The sequence below is a fragment of the Jiangella asiatica genome, from assembly GCF_004349065.1.
Lineage (GTDB): Bacteria > Actinomycetota > Actinomycetes > Jiangellales > Jiangellaceae > Jiangella > Jiangella asiatica.
Genome location: NZ_SMKZ01000021.1, coordinates 24055 through 39200, shown reverse-complemented (window position 1 = coordinate 39200; position 15146 = coordinate 24055). Strand labels below are relative to the sequence as shown.

The window sequence follows — 15146 nt, the reverse complement described above, 5'->3', positions numbered from 1 at the left end:
CACGTCCCATGTCTCGGCGTCATGGGATTTGTGCTACGGTGCCGCCGGGCACGCAGGGACGCACGAGACGACGCAGCGACGGCCACGGGGAGAACGGCGCGTGAGGACCGGATCGGCCCTTGGGGCCCTGAGTTCGGCAGCTGCTGTCCTTGTCATCCTGGGTGCGTGCGGTGGCGGCGCCGAGGAACCGACCGGTCTGGGCAGCGACACCACGGAACCCACCGCCGCGACACCCACCGAGGCCGAGACGACGCCGACCACGGACCCGGCCGAGCCCACCGAGCACGCCTTCCCGGAGGCGGGTCTCACCATCGTCGAGCCGGCGGCCGCCAACGACCTCGAGGCGACGGCGCTGGCCGTCTACGTCGAGTTCGCGCGCGAGTGGCGGCGCACGCTGCGGGAGGTCCAGCTCAGCGAGCGGCTGCCGGTCCTGGCGGTGCCGAGCGTCGTCGAGGACACCCAGGGATCCCTGGACTACCAGGTCGAGAACGGAATCCGGTACAGCGGCGAGATGACCATCACGCTGACCGTCGAGCAGTCCGGCGACAACGTCGTCGTCCTCGGTGGGTGCGCGGACGCTTCGGCGCTCACGATCATCGACGACGGCGAGGAGCGCCCGGTGGACGGCATCGACGAACATCCAGTGATGCCGATCCAGGTGGTCGTCGCGAACAGCGGCGGCACGGGCTGGATGGTCAACGAGAACACCTTCCACGAGGACCAGTCATGCTGACGAACCTTCGCCTGACGGCCCGGCGCGCCGCGCTCGGGTTGACCACCGTCCTGGTCGCCGTCGCCGCACCGGCGCTGGTGGCCGCCACTCCGACCCCCGCCGAGCCGGCGCCGCGCTGCGGCACCGGCGGCTGCGACGACGACGGCTCCGACGCCGAGTCCGGCAACGGCACCGTCAGTATCACCGTGTGGGGTTCGGGCACCACGGCGGGCGACGAGGGCTACGAGATCCCTGCCGAGACGGTCTACGTGATGCCGCCGTGCTTCTACTGGGCCTCGTCGCTGACCGGCAAGGAGTACTACGACCAGGTCGAGAGCGGGTACTACGACAACATGCCGACGCCGGACCGTGAGCCGTACGAGCCGTGGCCCAACTACGAGCAGTACAAGGACGACACCGAGGGCGAATGGTGGCTCACGGCGTGCTCGTCGGAGAACTATGAAGGGTCGCTCGACGACTTCCAGCAGTACGCCACCGACTGGTTCGCCGAGCATCACCCCGTCTACGTCGAGCTGAACGAGCAGCCGCCGGTGCCGGACATCCCGCCGGAGCTGCTCATGGAGGTCGCCTACGACGAGATGACGCTGCCGGAACCCGAGATCGCCTGGAACCCTCGGCGCGACGGCGACGGCGCCACCATCGTGAACGTTCCGACCTGGCTGTGGCTCGACGATGGCCCGGTCACGCTGGAGGTCAACGCCCAGGCCGGCGACAACGTCGCCCGGGTCGTAGCGGTCCTGGGTTCGATGAACTTCTCCGCCGCGAACGCCGCGCCCGTGTCGTGCACCGGCACCGGGGTTCCCTGGTCCGAGGGTGCGACGACGGACTGCTCGCTGACGTTCACCCGCTCCAGCGCGAACCAGCCGGGCCAGGTGTCTCGGGTGCTGGCCGAGAGCCAGTGGGACATCGAGTGGTTCGCCAACGGCGAGCCGCAGGGCCCGCTGGACCCGCAGACGACGTCCGCGACGTTCGATGTCCCGGTGGCCGAGGTCCAGGCGGTCGTCACCGACTGACGGCGGCTACGCTGGGCCGCGTGACCGGCCCGGTGGTAGCCCGCACCCGCGACCAGCTCGCCGACGCCCTGGCGGCGGCCGACACCGTCAGCTCCGTGGTCATGACCATGGGCGCGCTGCACGATGGTCATCGCGCCCTCATACGCGCCGCCCGCGACCTCGTGGGCGGCGACGGCTCCGTCATCGTCACGATCTTCGTCAACCCGCTGCAGTTCGGCCCGGGCGAGGACCTCGAGCGCTATCCGCGCACGTTCGAGTCCGACCTCGCGGCCTGCGCCGACGAGGGGGTCGACCTCGTCTTCGCGCCCGACGACGCCGAGCTGTATCCCGGCGGCCAGCCCGTGGTCACCGTCGAGCCCGGAACGCTGGGGCGCGAGTTGGAGGGCGCGGTCCGTCCCGGGCACTTCGCCGGCGTCCTGACCGTGGTGGCCAAGTTGCTCAACCTCACCGTGCCGACCTATGCCGTCTTCGGTGAGAAGGATTACCAGCAGCTCACGCTGATCCGCCGGATGGTGGCCGACCTGGAGCTGCCTTACCAGATCGTCGGCGTGCCGACCGTCCGCGAGGCCGACGGCCTGGCGCTGTCCAGCCGCAACCGCTACCTGTCCGACGAGGAGCACACAGCGGCGCTGGCGCTGTCGCGGGCCCTTCGCGCCGGCGCCGACGCGGCCGGCTCCGGTCCGGACGCCGTCGTCGCCGCCGCGGCCGCGGAGCTGAAGCCCGACGCCGTCGCCGTCGACTATCTGGAGCTTCGCGGACCGCGGCTCGAACCGGCGCCGGAGCACGGCCCGGCGAGACTGCTGGTGGCAGCGAGGGTGGGCCGCGGAACTCGACTGATCGACAACGCCGCAATCGAGCTGCCTTAGTCAGGGCTGGACGAGCAGGTTCTCTCCGGCCGCCTGGGCGGCCCGGGCCGGCTCCATGTCGCCCAGTGGGCGCGAGGTAGGGGAAACGCCCACACCGTCGTAGGCTTTCCCGGCGTGACCGGAGTACGCATCGCGCGTCGGCTGCGCACCGAGGCGCCCGGGTGGACGGTGTCCGCCGACGTCGTCGTGGTCGGCAGCGGCATCGCCGGGCTGACCGCGGCCCTCGAAGCGCGCAAGGCCGGCCGGGTGCTGCTGGTGACGAAGACCCGCCTGGCCGACAGCGCCACCGCGTGGGCGCAGGGCGGCATCGCCGCTGCGCTCGGCCCGGAGGACAGCCCCGAGCAGCACCTGCGCGACACGCTGGTGGCCGGCGTAGGCCTGTGTGAAGAAGACGCCGTGCGCACGCTCGTCACCGAAGGGCCCCGGCGGGTGCGCGAGCTGGTCGAGCTCGGCGCGGAGTTCGAGCTGGCCGCCGACGGGTCCATCGCGCTCACCCGCGAGGGCGGGCACCACCGCGACCGCATCGCGCACTCCGGCGGCGACGCCACCGGCAAGGAGATCTCTCGTGCGCTTCTGGATGCGCTGGAGGCGATCCGCGAGGACCCGCAGATCGAGGTCTACGAGCACGCCCTGGTCACCGACATCCTCACCGACGCGTCCGGCCGCGCCTGCGGGGTGACCCTGCACGTCATCGGCGAGGGCACGCAGAGCGGGGTCGGCGCCGCGCTCGGCCGGGCTGTCGTGCTGGCCACCGGCGGCCTCGGCCAGGTCTACGCGTCGACCACCAACCCGCCGGTCTCCACCGGCGACGGCGTCGCGGTGGCGCTGCGTGCCGGTGCCGCGGTGGCCGACCTGGAGTTCGTGCAGTTCCACCCGACCGTGCTGTGGCTGGGCCGCTCGGCCAAGGGCCAGCAGCCGCTGATCTCCGAGGCGGTCCGCGGCGAGGGCGCGGTGCTCCGCGACGTCGAGGGCCGCCGGTTCATGGTCGGCCGGCACGAGCTGGCCGAACTCGCGCCGCGCGACGTCGTCGCCAAGGGCGTCGTCACCGCCATGGCCGAGACCGGCGCCGAGCACGTCTGGCTCGACGCGCGGCACCTCGGAGGTGAGTTCCTGGCCGAGCGGTTCCCGACGATCGTCGCCCGCTGTCGTTCGTACGGCATCGACCCGGCCACCGACCTGGTGCCGGTGGCGCCCGCGCAGCACTACGCCAGCGGCGGCGTGCGCACCGACCGGCGCGGCCGGACCAGCGTGCCGGGCCTGTACGCCTGCGGGGAGGTGTCGTGCACCGGCGTGCACGGCGCGAACCGGCTGGCGTCCAACTCGCTGCTGGAAGGACTGGTGTGGGGGCACCGGATCGCCGAGGACCTCGCGTCGTCGCTGGGCGATGCCCACCCCGGTGACCCGGTCGAGCGCGGCGGACCGGTCGGTTTGCTCGACGCCGACGCCCGCCCGTTCGTCCAGTCGGCCATGACCGCCGGCGCCGGGGTGCTCCGGTCGGAGGCGTCGCTGACGACGCTCGCCGCCCGGCTGGCCACCATGGGCGTCGGCCGTGTGGACGACGGAATGACGCCGGATTCCTGGGAGACCACAAATCTCCACACTGTGGCCGTTACGCTCGGTCGGCACGCCGCGTTGCGGGAGGAGACGCGCGGCGGCCACTGGCGTGAGGACTTCCCGGAACGTGACGACACGCGTTGGCGCGGCCACCTGGTCAGCGTCCTCGACCCGGACGGCGTCCTCACGACGACATATGAACCCATGAAGGAGTAATGATGAGTCTGCCCGAGGCCGTGACGCTCGCCCTGCGCGAGGCGGGTCTCGATCCTGCGTACGTCGAGGACCTGATCCGGGCCACGCTGGAGGAGGACCTCGACGGCGGTGAGGACGTCACCACCGCCGCCACCGTGCCGGCAGAGCAGCGGGCGGTCGCGGTACTGGCGGCCCGGGAGGCCGGTGTGCTCGCCGGGCTGCCGGTGGCCGAAGCTGTCTTCGCCGCGGTCGACGCCGGTATCGAGCTCGAGCGGCACGTCGCCGACGGCGCCCAGGTGCCGGCCGGCACCAACATGCTGACCGTGCACGGTCGTACCCGGGCGCTGCTGCTGGCCGAGCGGACCGCGCTGAACCTGGCCTGCCGACTCTCCGGCATCGCCACCGCCACCCGTGCGTGGGTCGACGCGCTCGCCGGCAGCCGGGCCGAGGTCCGCGACACCCGCAAGACGACCCCACTGATGCGTTCTCTGGAGAAGTACGCCGTCCGGGTCGGCGGCGGTGTGAACCATCGCTCGTCGCTGGCGGAGTCGGCGCTGATCAAGGACAACCACATCGCCGCCGCGGGCGGCATCACCGCGGCGTTCCGGGCGGTCCGCGAGAGCTACCCGGGCCTGACGGTCGAGGTGGAGGTTGACGACGTTGCCGGGGCGGCCGAGGCGGTCGAGGCCGGGGCCGACCTGGTGCTGCTGGACAACTTCACCGTCGACCAGGTGCTCGAAGCGGTCAAGACGGTCGACGGACGTGCCCGGCTGGAGGTCAGCGGCGGCCTCACGCTGGGTCAGGCCGCCGCCTACGCCGCCACCGGTGTCGACTACCTGTCCACCGGCGCCCTCACCCACTCCGTGCGCGCTCTCGACCTCGGCCTCGACGTCGTCGCCGTCGAAGGACGATAGCGGCCATGCTGCTGGCGATCGACGTCGGCAACACCGAGACCGTCATCGGGCTGCTCGACGGCATCGAGGTGGAGCACCACTGGCGGGTCGCCACCGTCGACAGCCGGACCACCGACGAGATCATGGCGTTGCTGCGCGGCCTGTTCGTCGGGGTCGACGCCGAGGTCGACGGGGTGGCCATCTGCTCGACGGTCCCGGTGGTGCAGCGCGAGATGCGCCGGCTCACCCAGCGGTACTACGGCGACGTGCCGTCGCTGCTGGTCGAGCCCGGCGTCAAGACCGGCGTCCCGATCCTGACCGACAACCCGCGCGAGGTCGGGACCGACCGGATCGTCAACGCGCTGGCGGCCATGCACCGCTACGGCGCCGGGCCGCACATCGTCGTCGACTTCGGCACCGCCACCACCTTCGACGTGGTCTCCGCGCGCGGCGAGTACCTCGGCGGCGCAATCGCACCGGGTATCGACGTCTCGCTGGAGGCGCTGCGCAACGCCGCGGCCCAGCTGCGCCGCGTGGAGCTGGTCAGGCCCCGGTCGGTCATCGCCAGGAACACCGTCGAGGCGCTGCAGTCCGGCGCACTCTACGGGTTCAGCAGCCAGGTGGACGGCATCGTCACCCGGATGGCGGCGGAGCTCGGCGTCGGCCTGGACGGCGTGACGGTGATCGCGACCGGCGGACTGGCGCCGCTGGTGCTCGACGAGTCGGCGACGATCCATCACCACGAGCCCTGGTTGACGCTCATGGGTCTGCGCCTGGTCTTCGACCGCAACCACCCCGCCTGACGTGGGTGGCGGGTCTCATCCGCGGGCGGACAGCAGCGCGTCGAGGTCGCCGACCGGGCCGAGGTGGTGCAGCTTGTCGGGGTTGATGAGGTTGTGCACGCCCTGGACGTGCCCGTCGACGATGGTCAGCGACAGCACGCCGATGACGCCGCCGGGCGCGGAGACCTTCATGCCGGGCTGCCCGTTGACGGTGACCGGCTCGAGGACGGCGCCGATCTGTGCGCCCTGCCGGCCGAGGTTCGCCAGGAACCGGGCCACCTGGAGCGCGCCGGTGATCGGCTTGCGGACCGCCGCCGCCTTGCCGCCGCCGTCGCCCTGGAACTCGACGTCCTCGGCCAGCATCCGTTCCAGCGCCGCGACCTCACCGTCACGCACAGCGGCCAGGAACCGCTTGGCCAGCGCGTCGCGGCGCTCCGGCGACGGCTCGAACCGCGGCCGTCGCTCGTCGATGCGTCGCTTGGCCCGGACCAGGAGCTGCCGGCAGTTGGCCTCAGACCGCTCCACGACGGCGGCGATCTCGTCGTAGCCGTAGCCGAACACCTCGCGCAGCAGGAAGACCGCCCGTTCCACCGGCGACAGCGTCTCCAAGACCACGAGGAACGCCGTGGACAGGGTCTCGGCCGACTCTGCCTGGCCGGCGGGGTCGTCGTCGCTGGTCAGCAGCGGCTCTGGCAGCCACGGCCCGACGTACTGTTCGCGCCGGCGGCGCGCCGAGCGCAGCGCGTCGATGGCCAGTCGAGTGGTGACGGTGGTCGCATACGCATCCGGCGACCTCACCGGCGCGGCGGCCGCGGCGGACGCGCTGCGGTGCATCCGCAGGAACGCCTCCTGGACGACGTCTTCGGCCTCGCTGACGCTCCCGAGCATCCGGTACGCGATGGAGAACATCAGCGGTCGCAGACGGTCGTGTGAGACCGCGAGATCGGTCACGGTCCCGATCGTGTCACAAGACGGCGGGTGGCCACGTCGAAGGGGGTGTCGCGAGAAGAGGAGAGCTGAGATGAGAGTGTTCCTGGCCGGCGCCACCGGCGCCGTGGGACGGTCGCTGATCCCCGTGCTGGTGGGCGCCGGGCACGAGGTCGTCGGCACCACGCGCTCCCCGGACAAGGTGCCCGAGCTGCGTGCCGCCGGCGCCGAGGGTGTCGTCGTCGACGGGCTCGACGCCGGCGGGGTGCTGCGGGCGGTCCGGGCGGCCGCTCCGGACGTCATCGTCCAGCAGCAGACAGCGCTCGCCGGCGGCAGCGGCGACCTGAAGCATTGGGACGACGAGTTCGCGGCCACCAACCGGCTGCGCACCGAGGGCACCGACCACCTGCTGTCCGCCGCCCGCGAGGTGGGCGTGCGGCGGTTCGTCGCGCAGAGCTACACCGGCTGGCCCAACGCCCGCAGCGGCGGACCGGTCAAGACCGAGGACGACCCGCTGGAGGCGAACCCGCCGGCCGCCTGCCGGCAGACGCTGCAGGCCATCCAGTACCAGGAGCGGGTGACGACTACCACGCCGGGCATCGACGGGTTGGCCCTGCGCTACGGCAGCTTCTACGGCCGCGGCACCGGGCTCACCGGCGACGACGTCGCCGGCATGCTCCGCAAGCGGCGTTTCCCGCTGGTCGGCGGCGGCACCGCGGTGTGGACGGTGGTGCACATCGATGACGCGGCCCGCGCCACCCTCGCGGCCGTCGAGGGCGGGGCGCCGGGCGTCTACAACGTCGTCGACGACGACCCCGCCCCGGTGGCGCAGATGCTGCCGGCGCTGGCCGCGGCGCTCGGCGCGAAGCCGCCGCTCAATTTGCCGGCGTGGCTGGCCCGCCCGCTGATCGGCGATTTCGGCGTGACGTTCATGACGACGCTGCGCGGCGCGTCCAACGCGAAGGCCAAGCGGGAGCTGGGCTGGAAGCCGCAGTACCCGAGCTGGCGTGAGGGGTTCCGCGCGATTTCGCGCTGAGCGGGCTACCATCGCCGGCTGTGACGGTCGCGGCGCCCTACGACGAGTGGTTCGGCCCGGATGCGTTCGACGCGACGTACGGCCACGACCTGGCCGCACTGTCGCGGGTCGGCGCGCCGGACGAGCCGGCCGGCTTCGCCGAGTTCTGGACCGGCCTGTACGAGCGGGCCCGCGACGTCGACACCGCGCCGGCCGTCCGCCCGGTGCGCGGCAGGCCGGGCCACTACGACGTGGAGTTCACGTCGCTGGACGGGGTGCGCCTGGGCGGGTGGCTGGTCCTGCCGCCCGACGGCGCCGCCGAGCGCGCGCTGGTGGTGGGGCACGGATACGGCGGGCGCGCGGAGCCGGAGCTGGACCTGGTCGGACCGGGCACGGCCGCACTGTTCGCCGCGTCGCGCGGGCTGCCCACGCGTGGACTCGTACCCGGCATCCCGCCGGTCGGCGCCGAGCACGTGCTGCACGGCATCGAGTCGGTCGAGACCTACGTGCACGGCGGCTGCGCCGCGGACGTCTGGTGCGCGGCGTCGGCGCTGCTCGACCTGCTGCCCGAGCCGCCGGCACGCCTTGGCTACGTCAGCTCGAGCTTCGGCGGCGGCATCGGGGCGCTCGCGCTGCCGTGGGACGACCGGTTCGACGGCGGCGCGCTCCACGTCCCGAGCTTCGGCAACCACGACCTGCGGTTGACGATGCCCTGCACGGGCAGCGGCGAGGCCGTGCGGCACCACATCGCCGGGCATCCGCGGGCCCGGGAGGTCCTGCGCTTCTTCGATGCCGCGACGGCGGCGCGCCGGCTGCGCATCCCAATGGTGGTGGCGCCGGCGCTCTGGGACCCGGCGGTGCCGCCGCCCGGGCAGTTCGCCGTCCACAACGCCATACCCGGCCGGAAGGAGCTGGTGGTGTTCGCGGCCGGGCACGCCGACTACCCCGGAAAGGCCGCCGACACCGAGCGGTACCTCGCGGCCGTGCGGGTCCTCGTCGGCTAGGGGGTGTCTCCGAGCGTGGGGCTGTGCTCCGCGAAGCGCCAGCCGCCGGCCTCGACCGCGCGATGGGCCGGTCCGCTCATGGCCGCGAAGGAGACCTCGAAGCCGGCCCGCCGGCCCCGGTCGGACAGCTCGCGCAGAAACGCGACGCCGACGTCGCCCAGTTCGGTGACCTGGTGCATGTCGACGACGACGTGGTCGAGCGCGTTGAGCCCTTCCAGCCGGCTGACCTCTTCGACGGCCGCGCGCATGGAATCGGCCGGCTCGCCGCTGACGTCGCCGGCGAGGAAGACGACGATCTCGCGGGCGCCTCGGTCGACGACCTGGACAGCACTCATCGACCTCACCTCCATCCTCATCCAGATGTCGGGTCGTGCGAAGACTGCCGATGCAAAGGCCGTAGCCAGCGCCGGACCGGCAGCCAAGGAGGACCTTCGGCCCTGCGTTGGCCGCAGGTTCGCACGATCCTCCATGACCCACAGTGACAGCAGTTGTGGGTCTCAGCAATACCGACACCCGGCTCCTGAACGGTCGCCGCGATGCACCGCCTAGGCTTGTCCCTCATGAGTGACGTGCCTCCGCCCACCGGTCCGGATGTTCCCGAGCAGATGCGCATCCGCCGCGAGAAGCGAGCGGAGTTGCTGGCTTCGGGGGTTCCGCCATATCGGCTCGGATTCGACCGCACGCACACCTTCGTGGGGCTTCGAAGCGCCTATCCCGATCTCGCGCCGGGCACCGAAACCGGCGACCGTGCCGCCGTCGCCGGCCGAGTGATCTTTCTACGCAACACCGGGAAACTCTGTTTTGCCCGGCTTCGCGAAGGAGATGGCGCCGAACTCCAGGTGATGCTCTCGTTGGACCGCGTCGGCGAGGAGAGCTTGGCACAGTGGAAGCATCTGGTCGACATCGGCGATCACGTCGGCGTCGAGGGTGAGGTCATCGTCAGCAAGCGCGGCGAGCTCTCGGTCACCGCTGACACCTGGATCATGCTTTCCAAGGCACTGCGGCCCCTGCCGGTGGCGCACAAGGATTTGAATGAGGAAACCCGGGTCCGGCAGCGTTACGCCGACCTGATCGTCAATCCGGCAGCGCGCGAGATGGTGCGAACTCGCGCCACTGTCACCCGATCGGTGCGTGAAACGCTGCACCGCCACGGCTACATCGAGGTCGAGACGCCGGTGCTGCAGCTGATCCACGGTGGCGCCGCGGCCCGGCCATTCCATACGCACCTCAATGCGTTCGATATTCCGATGACATTGCGTATCGCCTTGGAGCTGTACCTCAAACGAGCCATCGTCGGCGGTGTGGACAAGGTCTACGAGATCGGTCGCATTTTTCGAAACGAGGGTATCGATTCCACGCACAGCCCCGAGTTCACCATGCTCGAGGCTTACGGAGCGTACGAAGACTACGACGGCATGGCGGCGCTGACTCGCGACATCGTCGTCGATGCCGCCCGGGCGATCGGGCGCACCGTGATCTTCGACGGGCACGGCGGCGAGATCGACCTCGAGGCGCCGTGGCAGCGGGTCACCCTGCACGAAGCGGTCTCGAACGCCGTCGGCGACGAGGTCACCATCGACACCCCGGTCCAGCGGCTGCGCGACCTGGCCGACAAGCACCAGGTGCGTCTCGATCCCGAGTGGGATCACGGCGAGATCGTGCTCGAGCTGTTCGAGAAGCTGGCCGAGCACACGTTCATGCCGCCCACGTTCATCTGCGACTACCCGGAGTCGGTGCGCCCGCTGGCCCGGCCGCACCGTGGCGATCCCCGGCTGGTCGAGGCGTGGGACCTGATCGTCGGCGGCGTCGAGTGCGGCGTGGCCTACAGCGAGCTCATCGACCCGGTGCTGCAGCGCGAGCGGTTGGCCACCCAGTCGCTCAAGGCCGCGGCCGGCGACCCCGAGGCGATGCAACTCGACGAGGACTTCCTGCGGGCCATTGAGTACGGGATGCCGCCCACCGGCGGCATGGGCCTGGGAATCGACCGACTCCTCATGCTGCTGACCGGGGTCGGCATTCGCGAGACCATCCTGTTCCCGCTGGTGAAGCCGGAATGACCGAGCCGGCCGATAACGCGCCGGTCATTCGAGTGCGTCGGGCACGCACGGCCGATGTACGGGTGATCCGCCGGCTGCTCGACGGATACGCAGCACGGCGGATCCTGCTATCAAAAGAGACCGTCACATTGTACGAGGACATCCAGGAGTTCTGGGTGGCCGAAACCGGTGACGGCCGCGTGGTCGGATGTGGCGCGCTGCACGTCATGTGGGAGGATCTGGCCGAGGTTCGCACACTGGCCGTCGACCCCGAATGGCGCCGCCACGGAGTGGGTCATGCACTGCTGAAGCGATTGCTCGGAGTGGCCGAAGAACTCGGCGTCGTGCGGGTGTTCTGCCTGACGTTCGAGGTCGACTTCTTCGCCCGGCACGGATTCGAGCGGGTAGAAGGCACGCCGGTGGCCGACGACGTCTACTCGCAGTTGTTGCGGTCCGCCGACGAAGGGGTCGCCGAGTTCCTCGACCTCGATCGGGTGAAGCCGAATACTCTCGGTAACGTGCGGATGCTACGACGAATGAGCCGGCCGTCACAAATCGGCTCCCACGACGCGCCGCAGACGAATTGAAATTCCACCTTCCCGGGCGTAACAATAGTGATGTCAAGCCAAATCAACAGTGTGAACCCCGCAGGAAGGATCAACGATGGCGCAAAAGGTTCAGGTGATTCTGCTCGACGATCTCGATGGTGGAGAAGCCGCCGAGACCGTGAGCTTCGCCTTGGACGGAGCCTCGTACGAGATAGACCTGTCGGCGAAGAACGCCGGCAAGCTGCGCGACACCCTGGCTCCGTACGTGGCGTCGGCGCGCAGGGCCTCGGCTCGGCGGGGACGGGGCCGAGCGGCCGCGTCCGGTGGACGGTCCAGCCGCACCGACACGACGGCCATCCGTGAGTGGGCGCGAGACCAAGGACTCAAGGTCTCCGACCGCGGCCGCATCCCGTCGGACATCCTGGCGAAGTACGAGTCCGCGCACGGCTGACGGCACTGACCGTTCGCGCATGGCACGGGGACGTGCGAAGGACGGACGAACAGGCCGTCGGTGGCCGCGCTGAGGAGTACGCCCTCAGCCGAACACGCAGGAAGGGGCCGGCGCCCGAACGGGCGACCGGCCCCTTGCGCGTCCGCGATCTCCGTCAGACGCCGTCGATCAGGCGTCGCGCAGCTCCTGGCGCTGGCGGCCCAAGCCGTCGATCTCCAGCTCCACGACGTCGCCTGCGCGCAGGTACGGCTGGCCGGGCATGCCCATGGCAACGCCGGCCGGGGTGCCGGTGTTCACCAGGTCACCCGGGTCCAGCACCATGAACTGGCTCAGGTACCAGATGACGTGACCGATTCCGAAGATCAGGTCCGCTGTGGTGCCGTCCTGGCGCAGCTCGCCGTTCACCCACAGCCGCAGCCCGAGCTTGCCGGCGTCGTCGACCTCGTCGGCCGGGACCAGCCACGGGCCGAGCGGGTTGAACGTCTCGCACGACTTCCCCTTGTCCCACTGCCCGCCGCGCTCGAGCTGGAACTCCCGCTCTGACACGTCGTTGGAGACGGTGTAGCCGGCGATGATGCCCAGCGCCTCCTCCGGAGACTCCAGGTACCGCGCCGTCCGGCCGATCACGACGCCCAGCTCGACCTCCCAGTCGGTCTTGGTGCTGCCGCGCGGGACGAGCACGGTGTCGTTGGGCCCGACCACCGTGTTGGACGCCTTCATGAAGATGATCGGCTCGGCCGGCAGCTGGGCGCCGGTCTCCGCCGCGTGGTCGCGGTAGTTCAGCCCGATGCACACGACCTTTCCCGGCCGGGCGATCGGCGCGCCGATGCGCGCGCCGGCACCGTCGGCTCCGCCGGACAGCACCGGCAGCTCGCCGGCGGCCAGTGCCGCGCGGGCCCGGCCGATGCCGTCGTCGGCGAGGAACGCGCCGTCGATGTCGCCGGTGAGCGGCCCGAGGTCGTAGACGGTGCCGTCGTCGCCGCGGGCGGCGGGACGCTCCTGGCCCGGCTCGCCGATGCGCATCAGTTGCATGATCGTGTCTCCCTGGGTGGTGTGGTTGTCGTACGGGTCGGGCGGCGGCCGCGTCAGGGCAGCCGGACGTGGTCGGGGTTCAGCTCATCCACGGTACGGACGCCCAGCAACTGCATGGTGCGTCGGACCTCCGTGGTCAGGATCTCCGCGGCCCGGGCGACCCCGCGCTCGCCGCCGGCCATCAGGCCGTACAGGTAGGCGCGGCCGACGAGGCAGGCGTCGGCGCCGAGGGCCAGCGCGGCCACGATGTCCGCGCCGCTGAGGATGCCGGTGTCGAGGTAGATCTCGGTGTCGTCGCCGACGGCTGCGGCGACCTCCGGAAGGATGCGCAGCGGCACCGGCGCTCGGTCGAGCTGGCGGCCGCCGTGGTTCGAGAGCACGATCGCGTCCGCGCCGGCGTCGACTACCCGCCGGGCATCCTCGACGGTCTGGATGCCCTTGACGATGAGCGGCCCGCTCCAGATGGATCGCAGCCACGCGAGGTCTTCGATGGTCATGGTTGGGTCGAACAGCTGGTTCAGCAGCTCCGCCACGGTGCCCTGCCACTCGCTGAGCGAGGCGAAGTGCAGCGGCTTGGTGGTCAGCAGGTTGATCCACCACGCTGGGTGCGCGGCCGCGTCGAGCACGGTCTTCAGCGTGAGCGTCGGCGGGATGGTGAAGCCGTTGCGGACGTCGCGCAGCCGGGCGCCGGCCACCGGGACGTCGACGGTGAGCATGAGCGCCTCGTAGCCGGCCGCCGCGGCCCGCTTCACCAGATCCTCACCGGAGGACCGGTCCTTCCACACGTAGAGCTGGAACCACTTGCGCGCTCGTGGCGCGGCGGCGGCGACGTCTTCGATGGACGTGGTGCCCATGGTGGACAGCGCGTACGGGATGCCGATCCGGTCGGCGACGCGGACGACGGCGCTCTCGCCCTCGTGGTTCATCATCCGGGTGAACCCGGTCGGCGCGAACGCGAACGGCTGCGCCGACGGCGCGCCGAGGATCGTCGTCGTCGGATCGACCTCGGAGACGTCGTGCAGGATCGACGGACGCAGCTCGAGGTGCGCGAACAGCGAGCGGGCGCGGCGCAGGCTGATCTCGGCCTCGGCGGCGCCGTCGGTGTAGTCGAAGACCGACCGCGGCGTGCGCAGCCGGGCGACGCGGCGCAGGTCGGGGATGGTCAGTGCCTTCTCCAGCCGGCGCTCGGTGGGATTCAGCGTCACCGGCTTGGCCCGCAGCAGCGGCTTCAGCTCGGACCAGCGCGGGATCTGTCGGTCGGTCATGGAACGGCTCCGTAGGCGTCGTGCGAGTGCGGTCCGTGTGGTCAGACCACACGGTAGACCAGGTAGGCCGCGGAGCGGAAGCCGGCCAGTAGGGTTGCCGGTCGTGAGGACGTACGAGCTGGTGCTGCGCCAGATCGAGGCCGACCTGGCTGCGGGCCGGCTGCGGCTGGGCGACCGGCTGCCCGGCGAACGGGCGCTCGCCAGCCTGCTCGGGGTCAGCCGGCCCTCGGTCCGCGAAGCGATCCGCGTGCTGGAGGCCATGGGCGTCGTGCGTACGGGGGTCGGCTCCGGGCCCGAGGCCGGCGCGATCATCGTCGCCGAGCCGGCCTCACCGCTGACAGCCACGCTGCGGCTGCACCTGGCCACCAGTCACCTGCCGATGGGCGACATCGTCCAGACACGGGTCCTGCTGGAGTCGTGGGCGGTGCGCGAGGCTGCCGGTCGCGCCGATCCGGAGCAGCTCGCCGCTGCCGGCCAGCTGCTGGACGCGATGGACGATCCCGACCTGCCGCGCGAGCGTTTCCACCTGCTCGACGCGGAGTTCCACGTCGCGCTGGCCACCCTCGCCGGCAACGTGCTGGTCTCCACGATCATGGCGTCGCTGCGCGAGGCGATCCACGGCTACGTCGTCGCCGCGGCGGCGGACCTGCCGGACTGGGTGGCCACCGCCGGTGAGCTGCGTCGCCAGCACCGTGCCGTGTTCGCCGCGATCGCCGGGGGCGACGGCGACGGCGCGGCGTCGCTGGTGGCCGCGCACATCGAGGGCTTCTACCGGACCGCCCGCCTGACCTGACATGACTTTGACCTGTGCCCGCGGTGCGCGCGACCTCGG

At 71.3% G+C, this 15146-nt stretch carries 16 protein-coding genes; 12 read left to right on the top strand and 4 right to left on the bottom strand.

Going from position 1 to position 15146, the window contains the following annotated elements; genetic code table 11:
- Positions 1–100 precede the first annotated feature (100 nt).
- The 6 genes from E1269_RS15815 to E1269_RS15790 all read left to right on the top strand — a co-directional run bounded on the left by E1269_RS15815 (position 101) and on the right by E1269_RS15790 (position 6057).
- Positions 101–733 (top strand): hypothetical protein, encoded by a 633-nt coding sequence (locus E1269_RS15815; RefSeq protein WP_131896161.1) that lies wholly within the window; start codon positions 101–103, stop codon positions 731–733.
- Positions 727–1746, top strand: coding sequence for a hypothetical protein (locus E1269_RS15810; RefSeq protein ID WP_131896159.1), 1020 nt, complete (start codon positions 727–729; stop codon positions 1744–1746). Before E1269_RS15815 ends, E1269_RS15810 begins: the two co-directional genes overlap by 7 nt.
- A 20-nt stretch (positions 1747–1766) precedes the next feature.
- Positions 1767–2612 carry a pantoate--beta-alanine ligase gene (gene panC / locus E1269_RS15805; RefSeq protein WP_203433682.1) on the top strand — a complete coding sequence of 282 codons (846 nt, stop codon included), beginning with the start codon at positions 1767–1769 and terminating at the stop codon, positions 2610–2612.
- A gap of 114 nt (positions 2613–2726) precedes the next feature.
- The gene (locus E1269_RS15800; protein WP_203433680.1) at positions 2727–4382 is read left to right on the top strand and encodes an L-aspartate oxidase; all 1656 of its coding nucleotides are present in this window, start codon (positions 2727–2729) and stop codon (positions 4380–4382) included.
- Between the two features lie 2 nt (positions 4383–4384).
- Positions 4385–5275: a carboxylating nicotinate-nucleotide diphosphorylase gene (gene nadC / locus E1269_RS15795; protein WP_203433678.1), complete on the top strand. Its 891-nt coding sequence runs from the start codon at positions 4385–4387 to the stop codon at positions 5273–5275.
- Between the two features lie 5 nt (positions 5276–5280).
- Positions 5281–6057, top strand: a complete 777-nt coding sequence (locus E1269_RS15790) for a type III pantothenate kinase (RefSeq protein WP_131896155.1) — start codon at positions 5281–5283, stop codon at positions 6055–6057.
- Positions 6058–6072: 15 nt separating this feature from the next.
- Here E1269_RS15790 and E1269_RS15785 read toward each other — a convergent pair whose 3' ends face one another.
- On the bottom strand, positions 6073–6987 hold the full coding sequence (locus tag E1269_RS15785) for an RNA polymerase sigma-70 factor (RefSeq protein WP_203433676.1): 915 nt from the start codon (positions 6985–6987) through the stop codon (positions 6073–6075).
- A 70-nt stretch (positions 6988–7057) separates the two neighbouring features.
- On the opposite strand from E1269_RS15785, the gene E1269_RS15780 reads away from it, so the two are divergent.
- A complete protein-coding gene (locus tag E1269_RS15780) occupies positions 7058–7999 on the top strand; it encodes an NAD-dependent epimerase/dehydratase family protein (RefSeq protein WP_131896154.1) in 942 nt (313 codons plus the stop codon).
- A gap of 20 nt (positions 8000–8019) precedes the next feature.
- Complete coding sequence (locus E1269_RS15775; protein ID WP_131896152.1) at positions 8020–8982, top strand: acetylxylan esterase; 963 nt, start codon at positions 8020–8022, stop codon at positions 8980–8982.
- On the opposite strand, the gene E1269_RS15770 is transcribed toward E1269_RS15775, so the two are convergent.
- On the bottom strand, positions 8979–9317 hold the full coding sequence (locus E1269_RS15770) for an STAS domain-containing protein (protein WP_162606437.1): 339 nt from the start codon (positions 9315–9317) through the stop codon (positions 8979–8981). The two genes, E1269_RS15775 and E1269_RS15770, sit on opposite strands and share 4 nt — an antisense overlap.
- A gap of 270 nt (positions 9318–9587) precedes the next feature.
- Between E1269_RS15770 and lysS the strand changes: the two genes are divergently transcribed.
- The 3 genes from lysS to E1269_RS15755 all read left to right on the top strand — a co-directional run bounded on the left by lysS (position 9588) and on the right by E1269_RS15755 (position 12017).
- The gene (lysS, locus tag E1269_RS15765; RefSeq protein ID WP_131896308.1) at positions 9588–11039 is read left to right on the top strand and encodes a lysine--tRNA ligase; all 1452 of its coding nucleotides are present in this window, start codon (positions 9588–9590) and stop codon (positions 11037–11039) included.
- Positions 11036–11605, top strand: coding sequence for an amino-acid N-acetyltransferase (locus tag E1269_RS15760; protein ID WP_131896148.1), 570 nt, complete (start codon positions 11036–11038; stop codon positions 11603–11605). Before lysS ends, E1269_RS15760 begins: the two co-directional genes overlap by 4 nt.
- A gap of 76 nt (positions 11606–11681) precedes the next feature.
- The gene (locus E1269_RS15755; protein ID WP_131896146.1) at positions 11682–12017 is read left to right on the top strand and encodes a histone-like nucleoid-structuring protein Lsr2; all 336 of its coding nucleotides are present in this window, start codon (positions 11682–11684) and stop codon (positions 12015–12017) included.
- Between the two features lie 168 nt (positions 12018–12185).
- Here the strand turns inward: E1269_RS15755 and E1269_RS15750 are convergent, their stop codons facing one another.
- Together E1269_RS15750 and E1269_RS15745 are read right to left on the bottom strand one after the other, a co-directional pair.
- The gene (locus E1269_RS15750; RefSeq protein WP_131896144.1) at positions 12186–13049 is read right to left on the bottom strand and encodes a fumarylacetoacetate hydrolase family protein; all 864 of its coding nucleotides are present in this window, start codon (positions 13047–13049) and stop codon (positions 12186–12188) included.
- Between the two features lie 53 nt (positions 13050–13102).
- Positions 13103–14314 carry an alpha-hydroxy acid oxidase gene (locus tag E1269_RS15745; protein WP_131896142.1) on the bottom strand — a complete coding sequence of 404 codons (1212 nt, stop codon included), beginning with the start codon at positions 14312–14314 and terminating at the stop codon, positions 13103–13105.
- Positions 14315–14417: 103 nt separating this feature from the next.
- Between E1269_RS15745 and E1269_RS15740 the strand changes: the two genes are divergently transcribed.
- Positions 14418–15107, top strand: a complete 690-nt coding sequence (locus E1269_RS15740) for a FadR/GntR family transcriptional regulator (RefSeq protein WP_131896141.1) — start codon at positions 14418–14420, stop codon at positions 15105–15107.
- Positions 15108–15146: the final 39 nt, after the last annotated feature.

Coding starts and splice junctions, on each gene's coding strand:
- E1269_RS15810 (WP_131896159.1), top strand. CDS start 727: ATGCTGACGAACCTTCGCCTGACGGCCCGGCGCGCCGCGCTCGGGTTG.
- nadC (WP_203433678.1), top strand. CDS start 4,385: ATGAGTCTGCCCGAGGCCGTGACGCTCGCCCTGCGCGAGGCGGGTCTC.
- E1269_RS15790 (WP_131896155.1), top strand. CDS start 5,281: ATGCTGCTGGCGATCGACGTCGGCAACACCGAGACCGTCATCGGGCTG.
- E1269_RS15780 (WP_131896154.1), top strand. CDS start 7,058: ATGAGAGTGTTCCTGGCCGGCGCCACCGGCGCCGTGGGACGGTCGCTG.
- E1269_RS15770 (WP_162606437.1), bottom strand. CDS start 9,317: ATGAGTGCTGTCCAGGTCGTCGACCGAGGCGCCCGCGAGATCGTCGTC.
- lysS (WP_131896308.1), top strand. CDS start 9,588: ATGCGCATCCGCCGCGAGAAGCGAGCGGAGTTGCTGGCTTCGGGGGTT.
- E1269_RS15760 (WP_131896148.1), top strand. CDS start 11,036: ATGACCGAGCCGGCCGATAACGCGCCGGTCATTCGAGTGCGTCGGGCA.
- E1269_RS15755 (WP_131896146.1), top strand. CDS start 11,682: ATGGCGCAAAAGGTTCAGGTGATTCTGCTCGACGATCTCGATGGTGGA.
- E1269_RS15750 (WP_131896144.1), bottom strand. CDS start 13,049: ATGCAACTGATGCGCATCGGCGAGCCGGGCCAGGAGCGTCCCGCCGCC.
- E1269_RS15745 (WP_131896142.1), bottom strand. CDS start 14,314: ATGACCGACCGACAGATCCCGCGCTGGTCCGAGCTGAAGCCGCTGCTG.